This window comes from Natrialba sp. SSL1, assembly GCF_001861355.1.
In the GTDB taxonomy this organism is placed as follows: domain Archaea; phylum Halobacteriota; class Halobacteria; order Halobacteriales; family Natrialbaceae; genus Natrialba.
The window spans coordinates 83208-100263 of sequence record NZ_MASN01000040.1; the positions used below are offsets into that span (position 1 = coordinate 83208).

The window sequence follows — 17056 nt, forward strand, 5'->3', positions numbered from 1 at the left end:
GGGCTGACCGAAGTCCCTATGGACCCGCCGGCCCTCCACAGCACTGTGACCGAGTACGACGCGATCGTCTACGATCTGGATGGCACGCTCGTCGACCTCGACGTCGACTGGAACGCCGTCGCTGCCGACGTACGGAGCGTCTACGCCGACGCGAACGTCGACCCGCCAAGCGAGGATCTCTGGGCGATGCTCGAGGGCGCGGGCGACGCTGGCCTCACGGACGCCGTCGAGGAGGCTATCGCCACCCACGAACGCGACGGTGCATCGACCTCACCTCGGCTCGCACACGCGGACGAACTCGAAAACGGCGCGCAAGCAACGGCGGTCGGCGTCTGCTCGCTCAACTGTGAGGCCGCCTGCCGACGGGCACTCGAGTCCCACGGACTCGCGTCGGCGGTGGACGTGATCGTCGGTCGGGATACGGTCGAGACGCAGAAGCCGGATCCGGAGCCGTTGCTCGTTGCGGTCGACGAGCTCGGTGTCGAACCGTCGGACGCGGTTTTTATCGGTGATTCGGCACGGGACGAACAGACGGCCAGGCGGGCCGGCGTCGAGTTCGAGTACGTCGACGATGGGCCGTCTGGTGTCTGAAGCGGCCGCCGGGTTCTCGTTTCTTGTGTCCTGTCCCGCACCACGCTTGCTCTCGTTCCTACGCTTCTCTCACTTCGACCCCCAAGCCCAGCCTCGCATAGGGACGCGTTAGCGTTGTGCGCGCTTCGCGTACAGAAATACCGAAATCGAGACGAACAGCCAGATGACCGCACCGACGCGGATTGCAAACTCGGCTCGCGACCCCCACGTCGGAAGCTCCGCGCTCGTCGAAAGCAGCGCGACGATCGGTGCCCCGATCAGGATCGTGAGGACGAACGTCACCTGCATCACCCACCCGTAATCGACGCCGTCGGGCGTGGTGGTTTCGACGGGGTCTGGCACGAGTGAATCTCCCGACTCAGCCCTCTTAAGCGTCGCGACTCGCCGCTCGCAGCGGCTGTGGCCCACCCAACTCGTGTGCTTGGCGCGCCCGAAACTCGCGCGCTACTCGCGTCGCGACGGCTCGCCAGCAGCGCAGCTGAAGAACGGTGCTGTTTACTATTCGAACGCGAACACGAACGTACGCATGACCACTGTCCGGGACGTGAGCGCCAAAGCAGGCGACGAACCGATCACGATGCTGACGGCCTACGACGCGCCGACCGCCGACATCGTCGACGACGCCGGCGTCGACATCATCCTCGTCGGCGACAGCCTCGGCAATACGTCGCTCGGCCACGACACGACGCTCCCCGTCACCGTCGACGACATGGCACGCCACGTCGGCGCTGTCAGCCGCGCAACCGACGATGCCCTCGTCGTCGCCGACATGCCGTTCCTCTCCTTCGGCGTCGACGAAGCCGCGAGCATCGAAAACGCCGGTCGAATGCTCAAAGAGGAGGGCGCTGACGCGGTCAAACTCGAGTGCGGTCCGCACACGGTCGACCTCACCGAAAAACTGGTCCAGCTCGGGATTCCGGTGATGGCTCACCTCGGGCTGACGCCACAGCACGTCAACCAGTACGGCGGCTACCCTCGGCAAGGGACGGACCAGGCGGCCGCAGAACAGATTCTCGACCTCGCTCGCGGGCACGAGGCGGCCGGCGCGTTCTCGCTGGTCCTCGAGCACATCCCGTCGAATCTCGCTGCCGAGGTGACGGCCGAACTCGAGACGCCGACGATCGGAATCGGTGCCGGTCCCGAGTGTGACGGACAGGTGCTCGTCGTCGACGACGCGGTCGGGTTGAGCGAGTGGTCGCCGTCGTTCGCGAAGCAATTTGGGTCGGTTCGCGAGGAGATGGAGTCGGCCGTGGATGACTATGTCGAGGCAGTCGAATCTGGCTCGTTCCCGGCGGACGAGCACAGTCACGAGTCGGCGGATCTGGACGAGATTTATTGAGCGGTTCGGTTAGTGCTCGCGGTCGGTGCGTATAGCGATGACGGCGAGGTTGGGTTGTAGGGTGTCGATCGTAGATCGTATTCCAAACGAAGGCGTCAGCCTTGGGAAAACGCACTCGCGGTAGCCGCCGCACCGAACGCAGCGAGCGCGACTCCGGCGATCATCGTGACGGGAAAGAATAGATCCTCGGCGAGCGCGCTGAGAAGTGGGTTCGACGGCATGCCGCTGAGTGAGCCGAGAACGAACAAGAGCAGACAGAACACCACGAAGCCGGCGACTGCACCGATGGCACCGAGCGTGCCAACGGCGGACGGCGACTGGTCGAACTGAGTCCCGGTGAGGACGCCGGTCAGGGTCGCCACAACCGGTGCGAGCAAAATTGCAGAGCCGATCGCATCGACCACGATGTGGAGGCTCTCGATTTCACCTTCCATCCCGAAGGAACCACCGAACCCGGCGAAGATGTTGTACAGGACCGGTGGAACACCGAATCCGATCGCGATGGTCGCGAATAGGAGCACGTTGAACGTGATGACCCGCCCGTTTTCCGCCCGGAGGAAGGTGTCTGCGAAGACATCACTGGGGAGGCGTGGGTTCCACTCGTCGTCTGAGTCGCTCTCCGCGTCTGTTCTCCCGTCCGGGTCATCGCTCGGCGACTGATCGTCCATACGTTCAGTACAGACATGTCTCACAAAACTGTTGTTGATTGATGATACAACCAACATTGATTGCAATATAGCGCTAACAGACAGTATGTCGCGTATCGTGACGTCAGTCAGTGCGATCTGCCTCTTTATCGGCGGCACACTGGCGCTTGCAATCGTCCTCGCCCTGGTCCTGCTCCCACAACCCACCCTTCCGCTCTCGTCCTGCACCGACGTTGGATACGTCGGCGGACCGCCGGGTGGCTTCGAGTACGAGGGTTACTCGTGGCTCTGGCTAGAGTACTCGCCGGACGGCGGCGTGAACCGGTGTGGGACACCGATCGTCTCGGTCGCGGTCGGACTGCTTGTGGTTGGTGGTGTCCTCTTTGGCATTGATCGCCGAACGCAGTCGTTCGACCGCTGAACGCAGTCGTTCGACCACCGACCGAACCCATCACTAATCCGAAAACCGCTTCGATACCATGCCATCCAACTCCGCGTACCGCGCTCTCCCGCCTACTCCACGGTCGACGCGACGAACTCGCTCACCGCCTCGTTGAACGCCGCCGGCTGCTCGAGCATTACCATGTGCGCCGCGTCCTCGAGTGCGACCGACTGAGCGTCGTCGATCTCGTCGACCAGAAACTCGTGATACCGCGGCGGCGTCAGCTTGTCGTGCTCGCCGTAGACGACCAGCGTCGGCACGCCGATCCCACCCAGTTCGTCGCGCACGTCGAACGTATGGCACGTCTCGAAATCCCGCTGCGTGACCGCCTGCCCGCACGCGCGCATCTGGTCACTCGAGTGCGTCGCCAACTCGCTCTCGGCGTCGTGGAAGAGGCGGTCGGAACCGTGGAGGAACTCGACGGCGCGCTCGAAGTCGTCTGCGAGCCAGTTGCGGAGGTCCTCGAGTACGCCGAGACGAGCGCCGGTGCCGGTGAGGACGACGGCGTCCGGACGGTACTCGTCGCCGCGCTCGATGAGGATGTGCATGACGACGGCACCGCCGAGTGAGTTGCCGACGAGAACGTCGGCGTCGGTTTCGGTCGCGACGGCGATGACGTCGTCGGCGTAGGCCGAGAGGGTTGTGTAGCCGGCGCTCGCGTCGATATCGCCGGAGTCGCCGTGACCGCTCAGGTCGAGCGTGACGACGGGATACTGATCGGCGAGGCGGTGCTGGGATTTCCAGGCCTCCCGCGTGCCGCCGCTCCCGTGAACGAAACAGATCGTCGGCCCCTCCCCACCCCGGTCTGAAACCTCGTAGGCCGTTTCCCGGCCCTGGTGTGATACCGTCTCCATAGCTGTTCGCACGACCGGCGCGGGTATAAAGTCTCAGCCGGTGGACGGCTTACGAACCGAGTGTGATCGCCTCGTCCGCCGCGTTCTGCAACGCATCCGAACGGCCGTGGGTGCCCGGCGCGATTGCGATCGTTTCGATTCCCTGCGCCGCCGCGTGTTCGAGAACGGGTTTGAAGTCGGTATCGCGCGAGGCGATCGCGAGCGTGTCGACCGTCCGGTCGGTCGAGAGTGCGGTCGCGTCGACGGCTAACTTTACGTCGACGTCGCCACTTGTGATGACGACTTCGAAGCCGCGCGCCTCGGCGGCCTGAATGAGCCCGGGTGTCGCGTGTTCGTCGAGATAGAGTCGGATAACGCCGACGCGGCCGAGATCACTCGCAACGTCGCGGAGGTCGTCGAGATCGACGTCGAACTCGTCGCGGAAGACGTTCGGCCCGTCGACGAACAGCCCGACGGCTGGCTCGCGGTGGGAGTCGGTATCGGGAGCGAGACGGGCGCGAACGCGGTCAAACATACCGATCGGTAGCCACGGGTCCGGGAAAGGTGTAGCGAAACCGCCTGGAACTCCCACTCTCGTTCACCGCAGAGCGCTGCCACTGGGTGTGTTCGCCTCTCTCCCCGTCTGTTCTGGCACCTCCAATCGCGACAGCTAGTTCACCCCACCGCCGTCGGGCGAAAACAGTGTCTCTGTTTCTCACGCCACTCCGTCTCGTATAAGTCGCCGCCTACAGCTGTGCAGCACTTATATACAACATATGTTTCTAGAATCATAAATTGACTGTAAGAAATAGAGAATAAATCGTTCTGAGTTCGATAAAACTCTACTACTTTCACGAAAAGATGACTATCATCGCATGCAACCAGAACGACGCGATACGCGAAGCCGCAGATCGGTGCTCAGGGGTGCCGGAGTTCTCGGTGGGCTCGTCGGAGCCACCGGTCTCTCGAGTGCCACGCCCGGCCGCGATCCAGGGCCGAAACAGACGGAACTACTCCTCGGAATTAAATCTACATACGCGCGCGATTCGGCCGACGGCACCGAACGAACGGCGCGCGACGCGGTGCCGGCCGATGCGACGGTCGTCCACTCGAACGAGCAACTCGAGTACGTCGCCGTCGAGCTCCCGGCCGAACTCCCCGCGGAGGCGGTGGATCGGATTCGGGATGCACTCGAGTCGAACGATGCGGTCGAGTACGTCGAGGAGAACGCGACGCTGCAGTCGCTGTACACGCCGAACGATCCGTACTACGACAGCCAGCACGCACCACAGCAGGTCAACTGTGAGGCGGCCTGGGCTGAAACGCTCGGTGACGACGACGTGACGATTGCGGTCGTCGACCAGGGTGTCGAGTACGATCACGAGAACCTTGTCGGAAACCTCGATGACCGTGTCGGAGCGGTCTTCGTTGGCCGGGGAAGCGATCCCGAGCCGCTCTCGAGGGACGACACCCACGGGACGCTCGTCGCCGGAATCGCCGCCGGCGAGACGGGGAACGGGACGGGGCAGGCTGGAATCAGCAACTGCTCGCTGCTGGCCGCGCGGGCGCTCGACGAACAGGGCCGGGGCGCGCTCTCGGACATCGCTGATGCGATCCAGTGGGCGGCGGACGAGGGCGTCGACGTGATCAACCTCTCGCTGGGGAGTTCGAGCGGGCTGTGGACGCTCGAAAACGCCTGTGAGTACGCCACCGAACGGGGAGCGCTCGTCGTCGCAGCGGCCGGCAACAGCGGTGGCAGCGTCATGTATCCAGCCGCATACGACGACGTCCTCGCCGTCTCGGCCGTCACGTCGCGCGATCGACTCGCATCGTTCTCGAACCGCGGCTCCGAGATCGATCTCGCCGCGCCCGGGCAAAACCTGCTCTCAACGACGCTCAACGACGGCTACGACCGGGTTTCTGGAACGTCGGCAGCCGCCCCCGTCGTCGCCGGCGTCGCCGGACTTGTCAGGTCTGTGTATCCGGGGCTCTCGAGTAGCGCGCTGCGCGAGCACCTGCGAGACACCGCCGCGGATATCGGCCTCAGTTCGGCAGCACAGGGTGCAGGTCGCGTCGATGCGGGGAACGCAGTTACGACAGCCCCGGAGGGGTACGATGGGCCGGACGAACGGGACGACGACGAAGCTGGTGAGGACGACGAGGATTCGGAGAACGACGACGACAGTGAGGACGGAGAAACCCACCTGCTCTCGTTCGTCACCGAACCCGACGCTCGATTCGCCGGCTACGAGTTCACTGCCACCGGTCCGGTCGAGTTTACGACGGCTCCCGGACAGACACCCTCCGGTGGGACCATCGAGGGCGGCACCTACAGCGCGGAGGATTACATCGAGGAAGACGACGGCACCTGGCACGCCGGCGGCGTCACCGGCGGCGGGCAGGGCGACGCCTTCAGCGTCGAGGGCGCGATCACGTCGATCGAGATCGGCCAACCCGACGTGATGTGGGTCGAACTCGACGGCGAGCGACTGTCTCCCGAAGAGGTTATCGAGGAGACAGCGGGTGATGGCGACGATGGAACAGAAGACGGCGCTGACGAGGGTGACGGCGACGGTGACGACGAACCCGATGACGACGGTGACGACGAGGACGAGCCACAGTGTGGCGACGAAACCAACACCGCCCGCGTCGAGGGCGACCTCGACGGCAGCGGCTGGTGGCCCGACACCGCGCGCTGGCGATACACACCGCAGACGGCGAACCCGTGTGAACTAACGCTCACGCTCGAGGGCCCATCGGATTCCGACGTTGGACTCTACATCACGCGTGACGGGCGACGGCCAACCCAGTGGGACGCCGATGCGTCTGCCACCGACACCGGCGACAGCCAGTCGCTCACGACCGCACTCGAGTCGGACGACGAGATTCGTATCCTCGTCACCGCAACGGGCGGGAGTGGGACGTACACACTCGAGTTGACTGAGCAGGGCTACTGACGCGCGCCACTCACCGGGTGGGGATGGTACCGAGAGCGGGCAGAGACAGCGGTCGAGGCGGGGTGCTGTCACGTGACATCCGAGACAAATCAGCGCTGTTACGCCAATCTCACCCTCGGTTTCCACCTGGGCGACAACGTGTCTGAACCAGAGCGCAGTATTCCCCATTATCTGCAAACTATGCGAGTGTTTACCAGCCTCAAAGAACGTATCAGCAGAACCTTGTTGTCGACGGTTATTTCTTAGAGATATTAGACTGTAGAAGTGTAATAGATGCCTAGATTTATCGGTGTAAATTCTAACCTGTTTCATAACACTTTAATAGAAAGTCAGTATTTTCTATGTCGTATCATGACACGTGATACCAATAGAAATGTCGGGCGGCGATCAGTACTGAAAGCGGCAAGCGCATTGGGGGCTTTCCTGGGACTCGGGGGAGTTGCCAGCGCAACACCGGGACGCGAGCCCGGCCCCAAAAAGGACGAGATCATCGTCGGCGTCTCCGAGCGCGCAGCAAGCACGGAGGCGACGGTCGAATCGAAGATTCCGGCGAACGCGGACATCGTCCACACGAACGAGACGCTCGGCTACGTTGCGGTCAAGTTCCCGAGCAACGCTGCCGAACAGGCACGCGAGAATTTCAAACGGAACGTCCTCGAGGAAGACGACATCGAGTACGCCGAGGACAACGCGACCTACGAAACCCTGGAAGTCCCGAACGACCCGATGTACGGCCAGCAGTACGCGCCACAGCAGGTCAACTGTGAGGGGGCCTGGGCGGAGACCTACGGCGACGGTGACGTGACGATTTCGGTCATCGACCAGGGTATCCAGTACGACCACGAGAACCTCGCGGAGAACATGGACGGCAGCGTCTCGAACTACGGATACGATTTCGTCGACAATGACGGCGACCCGTATCCGGTCAGTGCCGGTGAGAACCACGGCACACACGTCGGCGGCATCGCCGCTGGCGGTACGAACAATGGCACCGGACACGCCGGCATCAGTAACTGTTCGATGCTTTCAGCACGCGCGCTCGGCGACGGTGGCGGTGGGTCACTTTCAGACATCGCCGACGCAATTCAGTGGTCTGCAGACCAGGATGCAGACATCATCAACATGTCCCTCGGTGGCGGTGGCTACAGTCAGACGCTCGACAACGCCTGCCAGTACGCCGAAGACCAGGGAACGCTGCTCATTGCCGCAGCAGGGAACGACTACGGTGGCAGCGTCTCCTACCCGGCGGCCTACGACAGCGTCATGGCCGTCTCCTCGCTCGACGAGGGCGAAACCCTCTCGTCGTTCTCGAACGTCGGCCCGGAGATCGAACTCGCCGCACCCGGCGGGAACGTTCTCTCGACGGTCAACTGGGACGATTACGACGCACTTTCGGGCACCTCGATGGCGTCACCGGTCGCCGCCGGTGTCGCCGGCCTCGCACTGTCGGCCCATCCGGGTCTCTCGAACGATGAACTGCGTAGTCACCTGCAAAACACTGCAGTCGACATCGGGCTGTCCTCCGAAGAACAGGGTTACGGTCGGGTCGACGCCGAGCAGGCAGTGACGACGGATCCGGACGACGACGATGATGACGACGACGATGACGATCCAGGTGACGGAGAATGTGGTGACGAGACGAACACCGCAAGCGCCGATGGCTACCTCAGCGGCGGCTGGGGCGGCAACCCGAGTGACACCTACAGCTACGAGCTGTCGACCGACAACCCGTGTCACGCAACCGTCACCCTCGACGGCCCATCGTCAGGTGCCACCTTCGACCTCTTCCTGACACTCGACGGTCGCACGCCGACGACGAGCGACTACGACCGCCGCTCGTACAACTGGGGCGCAGACGAGGAGATCCAGGTCGACCTGGATGGTAACGAGGAACTCGGTATCCTCGTCGACCGTTACGACGGGAGTGGCTCCTACACGCTCACCATCGAAGAACTGGGCTCCTAACCGAGTCCCGACCGGGGCGTTTCACACCAAGCCCACGTTCCACTCGAGTGCCGGCCACTGACACGACGACGCCAGCACGCACCACGCCACCCACACCAGCAGTCGGACATCGGCCACGCCATGCCAACTCGAGTGGGTCGTGACAGATAGGAGCCACTGCAAGTCAGTGTACACCTAATCGCCAGATTCCTCGGTGATTAGTGTGTAAACAGTTGCAGTTGCTACTAGAGGACCAGGGCTGTGGTCTGGTGACTGTCAGGGCAGCAGCCATACGGGTACAGCCTCCGCACCGACGCATCCCGCTTTTTTGTCTCACAGTGTGCGCCATACACGTCACGATCGTGACAACACAATCACAAAAGACCTTACTATCCCCGGCGTGTCCTGCCGAGTATGCCGCTTCAGACGCCGCCTTTGCGTGGGATTCACGACGAACGTGGTGCCAAATTTACGGAGTTTGGCGGTTGGGATATGCCGGTCGAGTTCGACTCGATTCAGACGGAACACGAGGCCGTCCGGGAGGACGTCGGTATCTTCGACGTCTCGCACATGGGCCAGATTCACGTCACCGGTCCGGACGCGACGACGTTGATGCAACGGCTGACCTCCAACGATGTCACCCGACTCGCTGTCGGCGATTCCCAATACGCGACGATTACGGACGAAGATGGACAGATCATCGACGACACGGTCGTCTACCGCCTTCCAGACGAGGACGGCGAGGCGACCTACCTGTTCGTTCCGAACGCTGGTACCGACGAAGCGACCCACGAACGGTGGATCAGCTACCGCAACGAGTTCGACCTCGAGGCGACCGTCGATAATCAGACCGACGAGTACGCCATGTTCGCCGTGCAGGGGCCGAACGCACCCGCACTCGTCGACGACGTCACCGAGGAGTCGGTCACCGATATCGACCGATTCACGGCGACGATGGCAACCGTCGACGGCGTCGAGTGCTGGACCGCACGCACCGGCTACACCGGCGAGGACGGCTTCGAACTGATCGTGCCCGCCACCGAGGCCGAGGACATCTGGGCACAGTTCGACTGCCAACCCTGTGGGCTCGGTTCGCGAGACACGCTCCGAATCGAAGCCGGCCTGCTGCTCGCCGGCCAGGACTTCGACCTCGAATCGAATCCACGAACGCCGTACGAGGCCGGCATCGGCTTCACCGTCGCACTCGACACCGAGTTCGTCGGCCGCGACGCACTCGAGTCGGCTCGCGAGGACGGCTTCGACGAGGAACTCGTGGGCTTCCAGTTGATCGATCGCGGGATTCCACGCCACGGCTACGACATTACAAACATGGATAGCCGCGTTATCGGCACCGTCACCAGCGGGACGATGAGTCCGACACTCGACCAGCCGATCGGCCTCGGCTACGTCCCGAGTGAGTACGCAGAGCCGGGAACGACCCTACAAGTCGTCGTCCGCGGCCAGTCGAAAAAGGCAAGAGTTGAAACGATGCCGTTCATCGATACGGTTTAAGTACCGGCTGCACGCAGACGAAGATAGCGACCCGTAACCGAGAGACGAACCACTTCACACACCGCAGACACGATACCCAGACACCTCACATGAGCTTCGACATTCCCGACGACCGACGATACCTCGAATCGCACGAATGGGCACTCGAAACCGACGACGGAACCGTCCGCGTCGGTATCAGCGACTTCGCACAGGACGAACTCGGCGACGTCGTCTTCGTCGAACTGCCTGACGACGGCGACGAACTCTCTCAGGAAGCCGAATTCGGCGTTATCGAGTCCATCAAGGCCGTTTCCGATCTCTACGCCCCCGTCGGCGGCGAGGTCGTCGCCATCAACGAGGAACTCTTCAACGCGCCCGAACTCGTCAACGACGACCCGTTCGGCGACGGCTGGATGCTCGAGATCGATCCCGCCGACGCGGACGAACTCGAGAACCTGCTCTCGGCTGACGAGTACGAAGCACAGGTTGCCTAATCGCGGCCCATAACGATCAACGATCAGGGCCGGTTGACCGTTGCTCTCCTCGCTAGCATGCTGCATCTGTATCCGTATCCGCATCCCGCCCGTCACCGGCCCCAGTTGGCTACTCGAGTACAACGCGAGACGAACCGCGCCGGGTTCAGCGATCGATGATCTCCACCATCACCGGACTCGACCTGGTCGCACTCGTACTTCTCGGCCACATCTGGGCTGTTTTCGTTGCACTGGCGATACACGCCGACAACGCTGATCCGGATCCGGAGTCTGGTGCCCGTTGGGCGGGACGGCGCTTTTCTCTCGGAACGCGGCTGTACGCCGGGACGCTCCTGGTCGCGACGCTCGTCGTCTGGCTACCGTTTGCGGTCGGCGGCTATCCGTTCTGGCCCGAGGCGGCAGACTCGGGGACTGCTCGTGGCGCGTTCTTCGCGACTGCTCTTGGCGGAATCGCCATTGGCGGTGGCTTCTATCTCCTTGCCGGCGGAGTCGTCGCCGCGGTGACCAGCTACCGGCTCCGACAAGAGGGACCGACAGCTATCGGCGGCGTCGACGACGGACTCATCACCGTTTCGGGAACAGTGATTCCGACGACGGATAGTGAGACGAGCGGTGGAACCCACACTAGCACCAACACCCTCACCACACCACTGACAGGGACCATCGCCGTCTGGTACCAGCTTACGGCAACCGACGCTGACACAGCGACACCGTCGTCGTTCATTGCTCGCCTCAGCAGTCTGCTTGCGACTCGACTGAGAATCGGAACCGCGAACGAAACGCAGCAACTCGAGTGCGACCACGTCCCATTCGTCCTCGAAGACGACACCGGTCAGATCCGAGTCGACCCCGCCCACGCAGCGGTTGCACTCGAGTCGACCACGACACGGGTGCGGGCATCGGAGACGCCGCCGGACCGCCTCGCGGCGTGGCTGCGCGACGCGCGGTACGCGGCCGATGTCGATCAGGAGCGGACGTATCACGAGACGGTACTCGAGCCGGGTGCCGAGGTGACGGTCACGGGTATTGCGCGGTCGAAGACGGCTGATTCGGGTGCCGCTGTGGATCCTACTGTCGCGACAGACGGCATTGGAGCAACACCGGCTACAGAAACGGACGGCACACCGCTCGTCATCGCTGCACGAAAGCCGACGACCGAGTTGTTCATCGAGAGCGGGTGCGATCAGACGGCGCTCGCACGAGCGTGGTTCCGCGGAACGGTCGATCGCGGGGTACTCTGGGGTCTGGCAATGATCGCTGCCGGCAGCGCAGCGCTGTGGTGGATGGCACTCTCCTGGTGAACGATGGGATCGTAACGGGTCACTCCGAGTGCTGCTCAGCAGCGCCATCGTCCTCGACCGGCGTCGACCGGTTGAACGCGATCAACACCGCACCGGAGACGACGACCATGCCGACCGCCCAGAGTAGCCAGGCGCTCGGCTCATCGAGGACGTATACGAGTGCGAGCGTTGCCAGGTAGAACACCGCCAGGGCAGCCGTCCACTGTTCGGTTCGATCCATAGCAGGGTTACTCGAGTCCCACCAGTTCGTCGAGGAGGTCCTCGAGCGGCGTCGTGGTCACGGCGAGCGAGTAGCCGTCGATGCGTGCAAGGTCGGCCGCGTGGGGCCAGAGGTCGTCTTCGTCGATGCCGTGGAGGATGACGGCGTTCGGCGTCGGGTTGAGCACGCGCAGGGCGACGGCGGTCGCTTCGCCGCGGGTGACGCCCGTAAAGACGAGGACGCGGTTGGTGCTCTGGCCGTAGAGACGGAAGAATTCCTCGCTGGAGAGTCTGGTAATCGCTTCGATGCTGTCGATGACGGTGTGACCGCTGATGCGATCCGTGCCGCCGGAGGCGACTTCCGTCGCGTCGACATCGGTGTAGAGTTCCGAGAGACGGACCGAACTCGCGTACTCGCGCAGATCGAGGACGACGTCGCTGTCGAACCCCGCGGAGAGCACGCGCCCGTACTGCCGGATCCGGTCGCCGCCGCGGCGCTCGTCGATCGTGAGGAGTCCCTCGACGAGTCGGCCGACGACGCCGATGCCGGGGCTCTCACGGCGGCCGCTCTCGTAGTCGGAGATCACCGACGAAGAGACGTCGAGTTCGGCCGCGAGATCAGTCTGAGAGATGTCGAAGTCGGTCCGCCACTTGCGCAGCGTCGCTCCGGGGTCGTCACTCAGCGTTATTTCGCCGGCGATCTTCTCTGCGAGTTCGCGTTTCGGCCCGCGTCCGCCCATAGTCGTCGGTCGGATGGGGTCCCCAAGTAGCTACCGGAGCGCGTCGAATTCGATCGACGGCTGCGGAAAAAGCGTCAGTTTCGCGTGTCGGGTTCGACTACGCGTTGTTCATTCGCTTGCTCTCACGGTTACCACAGCGCTGGCACTCGCGAACGCGGTACGGTTCTCGCGAGTACCGCGCGTTAGCGCCTTCGCCGCCTTCAGTAACGAGCTGCACAGAAACTTCGTGTAAGGTGTCAACTTCACAGACTTCACAGGGTTCAGTCATCCCGTTTGACACACCATCAGTCGTTGCCATACTCGTCACTCTCACCAACATATGATATATCCCGATCAGCGGATTCGAACGCAGAGAAGGGGTATATATAGGTGTCTTCAGGAATTGAGAATAGCGGCAAGAGTATATTGTTCTCTGCTGACAGTACCGCGGTCCGTGTCAGTACTAGCCAATACGTTTCGGCCAATAAAAATATAACGGATGGAGAAAGTCGGCCGGACTGGGAAAGCCTTTTGCTGTGACTCGCGCAACGGGTTAGACATGAATGAGGAGTCCTCCATCGAGGAAATTCTCGATACGATCGGGGACGAGCATGCGCGGACCATTCTCGCCTCGATCAGTCGTGAGCCGGGCTCGGCAAAGGAGCTCGCAGAGCGACTCGAGCTCTCACAACCGACGATCTATCGTCGCCTCGACGTCCTCAAAGAGAACGAACTGATCAATGACCGGACGCTCGTCGCCGACGACGGGAATCACTACAAGGAGTACACGTGCAATTTCAATAGCACGGTCATCTCGCTGGAAGACGACGAGTACGACGTCCGAATCTTCCGGGAGGAGAATCTCCCCGACCGATTCACGCGACTGTGGGACGAACTCGGAGTCCAGTAGTGATCGCTGGACGTGTGATGATGATGGCGGTGGCGACGATACCCCGATACCGGGACGAGTACAGCTCCGCAATCAACTCAGCCAACGGAGAGACGACTCCTCTCACTGCGATTCGGTCGATGAATACGCATACAGTCACGGACACGGATACGGATACGAATACGAATACAGACACGAATACGGAACCAACGCGCCTGCCAAAACCGCTACAACCCCTCCCTCCAACACTCTCTCACTCAGGTGATCTCCACTAATGCTCGACGCACTCGCAGAGGGGGTCCTCATGCTGATGCAACTGACCGTCTTTGCACTGGCACTCGGCCTCACCCTCATCAGCTTTCAATCGTACACGAAGAGTCAGTCGAAACGACTCGAGTCGGCGTTCATCGGCTTTGCCTTCCTCAGTATGGGCGTTGCCCTGACGACGATCACGTCACAGCTCCCGTCGGCTGCAACGGCGTTCTACATCGTCGAAACGATTCCGTTCATCGTCGGATTCGGCATGCTGTACGTCTCGCTGTACCGGTAGCCACACCCACCTGATTACTCCGACTCGAACGCTGGTTCTACCGTCTCGACACGCGACTCAACCCACGACGCCGCCGCGTCGACCGACTCCGCGGTCGTCCCAGTGATCCGAATCCGCCCCGGTCGCTGCTCGCTGCGCGGGTAGCTCCCAACACTGACGTCGAACTCGTTCGTGACGGACTCGAGTACGTCGTGCAGCGAGCCCTCGGGAGCGGGGGTGTAGATCGTCCGGGCGACGGATTCGCCGGAGAACTCGTCGGCGACGCTCTCGAACATCGCGCGCATTTCGTCGGGGATGCCGGCGAAGACGTAGACGCCGTCGACGACGCAGCCGGGAGCCCAGCCCTCGTCGACGACGATGGGTGTTGCACCCTCGGGGAGCGAGGCGGCGACCTCGAGGTCGAGTTGCAGGTCGTAGTCGGCGACCAGCTCCGGGTTTTCCTCCCGGAACGCGGCGGCTTTCTCGCGCAGTCGGTCGTAAATCTCCTCGAAAACGACGAACTCGCGGTCGAGGCCGTCGGCCACCGCGGGAACGGTGACGTCGTCGGGCGTGCCGCCGATGCCACCGGTGACGATGACCGCGTCGAACTCGGGGTCGTCGTGCCAGCGCGCGACGATGCTCGCGATGAGTTCGCGTTCGTCGGGCACCGTCAGGATGCGCCTGACGGTCGCGCCGCGGTCGCTGAGTCGGGCGGCGAGCCAGGAGGCGTTGGTGTTCGTCGTCTGCCCGGCGAGGAGTTCGTCGCCGACGGTGAGGAGTGCGACATTCATACCGACGGTTCGGGCTCGACTCAGTTAGCGTCCGCGGCTTGGCTTGCGTAGGCGGCCGTCACTGCGACGTAGCAGCACCGCTATCTCCGCCGTTATCAGTCGCGTCCGACCGTGCGCGTAGCCGTTCGATTCGCGCGCCGAACGACGGGTTTGGGGAGAACCACTCACGACCGGGATCGGTATCGTGAGTGAACCCACCCGTCCCAACAGCGTGTTCGATGGCATCCGTGAGGACGGCAGCGCCGACTTCGTCGGCGGCTCGTCTGTCGGTGAAGTACCGCAGCCGTCTGGTTCCGCCCCATCCGAGCAGGACGGTCGCGAGTGCGAGGACCGCACCGACAGCAGCCCCGCTGAGGAAGAACGCGAGAAGGAAGCCTACAGCTGCACCGAGAAGCGGCAGCATCACGACCAGCGTACTGTAACAGCGCTTTTGCTCACGCCGCGCGACGACCAGTGCCGTGAGAGCCTCGTCGTCAAGCGACTCGAGTGCCGCCCGCGAGACGAACAGCACTCGATACTGCGGCGGCCCGGCGAGGCGAGTGGTCAGGAACTGAGTCTCGGAGTCGACGACACGAACGCGGACGGAGCGTGGTGTGAGCGCCGCGGACTCGAGTACACCCGTTAGACGCGCTCGTTCAGCGTCGGTTGGTTGGCGGACGGGGTTCAGAAGCGAAATGAGAACGGGTGTAGTGGCCCAGCAGAGAAGACCGATGAGTGGGACGAGCGCGAGCGTAGCGAGTGGACCGCCCTGAAGGACCGGTCGAACGAGGAGGGCGGCAAAACCGAACGCGAGAACGATGAGCATCGTCAGAGAGCGAGCGTACCGCCGACAAACGGTCGCCGGGTCAGCAGAATGGAACAGGTCGGGTGTCGTCCGAAGGGTACCGACGACGGACGCCGTTCCGACGACTCCGCCGGCGAGTCCGGCCAGCAACACTGCGAAGCCATCGGAGATGAGTCGGGGAACCGCGACGTGTCCGAGATCGACGTTGAACCAGAGGGCGAAGGCAACAGCGGTTGCGAAGCCTACTGTGATCGTATTCAGTCCGCGTGTTGCCGTTTCTCCACTGAGCCGAGATGCGACGTAGCCGTACAGAACGCCGATGCCACCGGCAACGATTGTGGCGAGAGCGACGGTGACGACGAGCGAGAGCCAGCCACCGACGGTGATTTCCAGCGACATAGCTGGCGTTTAGGGAGCGGATGTAAACGAGTTTCTCTTCTGATGGGTATTTTTGTTTATTCGGGGAACGCTTTTCTTTTCGCCCACAGTATACCGACTATGGCCGACGTAGCTCTGGACGACCGTGGCCGTCTGACGCTTCCGAAGGAAATTCGAGAGCGATACGGCGAGCGCTACCACATCGTGCAGCTTCACGACGGAATCAAGCTCGTGCCGGTCGCCGAGGATCCACTCGAGGCGCTCCGAAACGAATTCGGGGATGTTGAGAAGTCGGCCGACGAACTTCGCGACGGTGCACGAGATCTAGCCCTCGACGAGGCCGGCCGATAGATGTACGCGGAAACCGACTTTCTACTGGCGCTCATCAAGGACGAGGACTGGCTCGGAGAGGCTGCCGAGACAGTGTATCGCGCGCACCAGGACGAACTGTGGACCTCACAGTTCACGCTCATCGAACTCCTGATGGTCGCCTACCGGGAGGACCGAGACACCGAACGCGTCGTTTCGAACGCCGTCAACCTCGTCGAGGTACGCGGTGACGTAGACACCGTCGTCGCCGCAGCAACGTACGTCGAAGACCACGGGTTCACGCCGTTCGATGCGCTCCACCTCGTCGAATCGAGCGGTGAGACGATCGTCTCGAGCGACGACACGTACGCAGACGTAGCTCCCGACTCGACCTGAAGACGGTCGCCGAGGAGTGAT

Annotated in this window: 20 protein-coding genes and 1 pseudogene; 12 read left to right on the forward strand and 9 right to left on the reverse strand. The window is 62.7% G+C overall.

Annotated elements, in window-relative coordinates; all coding sequences use genetic code 11:
• The first annotated feature begins 18 nt into the window (after positions 1 to 18).
• Positions 19 to 591 carry an HAD family hydrolase gene (locus BBD46_RS15135; protein WP_084777776.1) on the forward strand — a complete coding sequence of 191 codons (573 nt, stop codon included), beginning with the start codon at positions 19 to 21 and terminating at the stop codon, positions 589 to 591.
• Between the two features lie 108 nt (positions 592 to 699).
• Here BBD46_RS15135 and BBD46_RS15140 read toward each other — a convergent pair whose 3' ends face one another.
• Entirely contained in the window at positions 700 to 933 is a 234-nt protein-coding gene (locus BBD46_RS15140) for a DUF5822 domain-containing protein (RefSeq protein ID WP_071402533.1), read from the reverse strand.
• 184 nt (positions 934 to 1117) lie between these two features.
• Between BBD46_RS15140 and panB the strand changes: the two genes are divergently transcribed.
• Complete coding sequence (panB, locus tag BBD46_RS15145; RefSeq protein ID WP_071402586.1) at positions 1118 to 1930, forward strand: 3-methyl-2-oxobutanoate hydroxymethyltransferase; 813 nt, start codon at positions 1118 to 1120, stop codon at positions 1928 to 1930.
• A 95-nt stretch (positions 1931 to 2025) separates the two neighbouring features.
• Here the strand turns inward: panB and BBD46_RS15150 are convergent, their stop codons facing one another.
• On the reverse strand, positions 2026 to 2598 hold the full coding sequence (locus tag BBD46_RS15150; protein WP_071402534.1) for a hypothetical protein: 573 nt from the start codon (positions 2596 to 2598) through the stop codon (positions 2026 to 2028).
• An 85-nt stretch (positions 2599 to 2683) separates the two neighbouring features.
• On the opposite strand from BBD46_RS15150, the gene BBD46_RS15155 reads away from it, so the two are divergent.
• A complete protein-coding gene (locus BBD46_RS15155; RefSeq protein WP_071402535.1) occupies positions 2684 to 2998 on the forward strand; it encodes a hypothetical protein in 315 nt (104 codons plus the stop codon).
• Positions 2999 to 3090: 92 nt separating this feature from the next.
• Here BBD46_RS15155 and BBD46_RS15160 read toward each other — a convergent pair whose 3' ends face one another.
• The gene (locus BBD46_RS15160; protein WP_071402536.1) at positions 3091 to 3873 is read right to left on the reverse strand and encodes an alpha/beta fold hydrolase; all 783 of its coding nucleotides are present in this window, start codon (positions 3871 to 3873) and stop codon (positions 3091 to 3093) included.
• 49 nt (positions 3874 to 3922) lie between these two features.
• Positions 3923 to 4387, reverse strand: coding sequence for an NYN domain-containing protein (locus BBD46_RS15165; RefSeq protein WP_071402537.1), 465 nt, complete (start codon positions 4385 to 4387; stop codon positions 3923 to 3925).
• A gap of 340 nt (positions 4388 to 4727) precedes the next feature.
• Here BBD46_RS15165 and BBD46_RS15170 point away from each other — a divergent pair, with 340 nt between their 5' ends.
• The 5 genes from BBD46_RS15170 to BBD46_RS22715 all read left to right on the forward strand — a co-directional run bounded on the left by BBD46_RS15170 (position 4728) and on the right by BBD46_RS22715 (position 12042).
• Positions 4728 to 6809 (forward strand): S8 family serine peptidase, encoded by a 2082-nt coding sequence (locus BBD46_RS15170; RefSeq protein WP_071402538.1) that lies wholly within the window; start codon positions 4728 to 4730, stop codon positions 6807 to 6809.
• A 351-nt stretch (positions 6810 to 7160) separates the two neighbouring features.
• A complete protein-coding gene (locus tag BBD46_RS15175) occupies positions 7161 to 8774 on the forward strand; it encodes a S8 family serine peptidase (RefSeq protein ID WP_071402539.1) in 1614 nt (537 codons plus the stop codon).
• A 393-nt stretch (positions 8775 to 9167) separates the two neighbouring features.
• The gene (gcvT, locus tag BBD46_RS15180) at positions 9168 to 10265 is read left to right on the forward strand and encodes a glycine cleavage system aminomethyltransferase GcvT (protein WP_071402540.1); all 1098 of its coding nucleotides are present in this window, start codon (positions 9168 to 9170) and stop codon (positions 10263 to 10265) included.
• A gap of 89 nt (positions 10266 to 10354) precedes the next feature.
• On the forward strand, positions 10355 to 10741 hold the full coding sequence (gene gcvH, locus BBD46_RS15185) for a glycine cleavage system protein GcvH (RefSeq protein ID WP_071402541.1): 387 nt from the start codon (positions 10355 to 10357) through the stop codon (positions 10739 to 10741).
• Positions 10742 to 10896: 155 nt separating this feature from the next.
• Positions 10897 to 12042, forward strand: coding sequence for a GIDE domain-containing protein (locus BBD46_RS22715; RefSeq protein ID WP_071402542.1), 1146 nt, complete (start codon positions 10897 to 10899; stop codon positions 12040 to 12042).
• Positions 12043 to 12061: 19 nt separating this feature from the next.
• Here the strand turns inward: BBD46_RS22715 and BBD46_RS15195 are convergent, their stop codons facing one another.
• From BBD46_RS15195 to BBD46_RS21745, 3 genes are all read right to left on the reverse strand, one after another.
• The gene (locus BBD46_RS15195) at positions 12062 to 12262 is read right to left on the reverse strand and encodes a hypothetical protein (RefSeq protein WP_071402543.1); all 201 of its coding nucleotides are present in this window, start codon (positions 12260 to 12262) and stop codon (positions 12062 to 12064) included.
• Between the two features lie 7 nt (positions 12263 to 12269).
• Positions 12270 to 12980, reverse strand: a complete 711-nt coding sequence (locus BBD46_RS15200) for a helix-turn-helix domain-containing protein (protein ID WP_071402544.1) — start codon at positions 12978 to 12980, stop codon at positions 12270 to 12272.
• Positions 12981 to 13077: 97 nt separating this feature from the next.
• Positions 13078 to 13278 carry a hypothetical protein gene (locus BBD46_RS21745; RefSeq protein WP_006651981.1) on the reverse strand — a complete coding sequence of 67 codons (201 nt, stop codon included), beginning with the start codon at positions 13276 to 13278 and terminating at the stop codon, positions 13078 to 13080.
• A 240-nt stretch (positions 13279 to 13518) separates the two neighbouring features.
• Here BBD46_RS21745 and BBD46_RS15205 point away from each other — a divergent pair, with 240 nt between their 5' ends.
• Both BBD46_RS15205 and BBD46_RS15210 read left to right on the forward strand, forming a co-directional pair.
• On the forward strand, positions 13519 to 13869 hold the full coding sequence (locus tag BBD46_RS15205) for an ArsR/SmtB family transcription factor (protein WP_006651982.1): 351 nt from the start codon (positions 13519 to 13521) through the stop codon (positions 13867 to 13869).
• A gap of 253 nt (positions 13870 to 14122) precedes the next feature.
• Positions 14123 to 14398 (forward strand): DUF7521 family protein, encoded by a 276-nt coding sequence (locus BBD46_RS15210; RefSeq protein WP_004216484.1) that lies wholly within the window; start codon positions 14123 to 14125, stop codon positions 14396 to 14398.
• A 14-nt stretch (positions 14399 to 14412) separates the two neighbouring features.
• On the opposite strand, the gene BBD46_RS15215 is transcribed toward BBD46_RS15210, so the two are convergent.
• On the reverse strand, positions 14413 to 15168 hold the full coding sequence (locus BBD46_RS15215) for a competence/damage-inducible protein A (protein WP_071402545.1): 756 nt from the start codon (positions 15166 to 15168) through the stop codon (positions 14413 to 14415).
• 58 nt (positions 15169 to 15226) lie between these two features.
• A complete protein-coding gene (locus BBD46_RS22720; RefSeq protein WP_171908217.1) occupies positions 15227 to 16351 on the reverse strand; it encodes a peptidase in 1125 nt (374 codons plus the stop codon).
• 99 nt (positions 16352 to 16450) lie between these two features.
• On the opposite strand from BBD46_RS22720, the gene BBD46_RS15225 reads away from it, so the two are divergent.
• A complete protein-coding gene (locus tag BBD46_RS15225) occupies positions 16451 to 16681 on the forward strand; it encodes an AbrB/MazE/SpoVT family DNA-binding domain-containing protein (RefSeq protein ID WP_071402546.1) in 231 nt (76 codons plus the stop codon).
• Positions 16682 to 17055 (forward strand): annotated as a pseudogene (locus BBD46_RS15230) (PIN domain-containing protein).
• Position 17056: the final 1 nt, after the last annotated feature.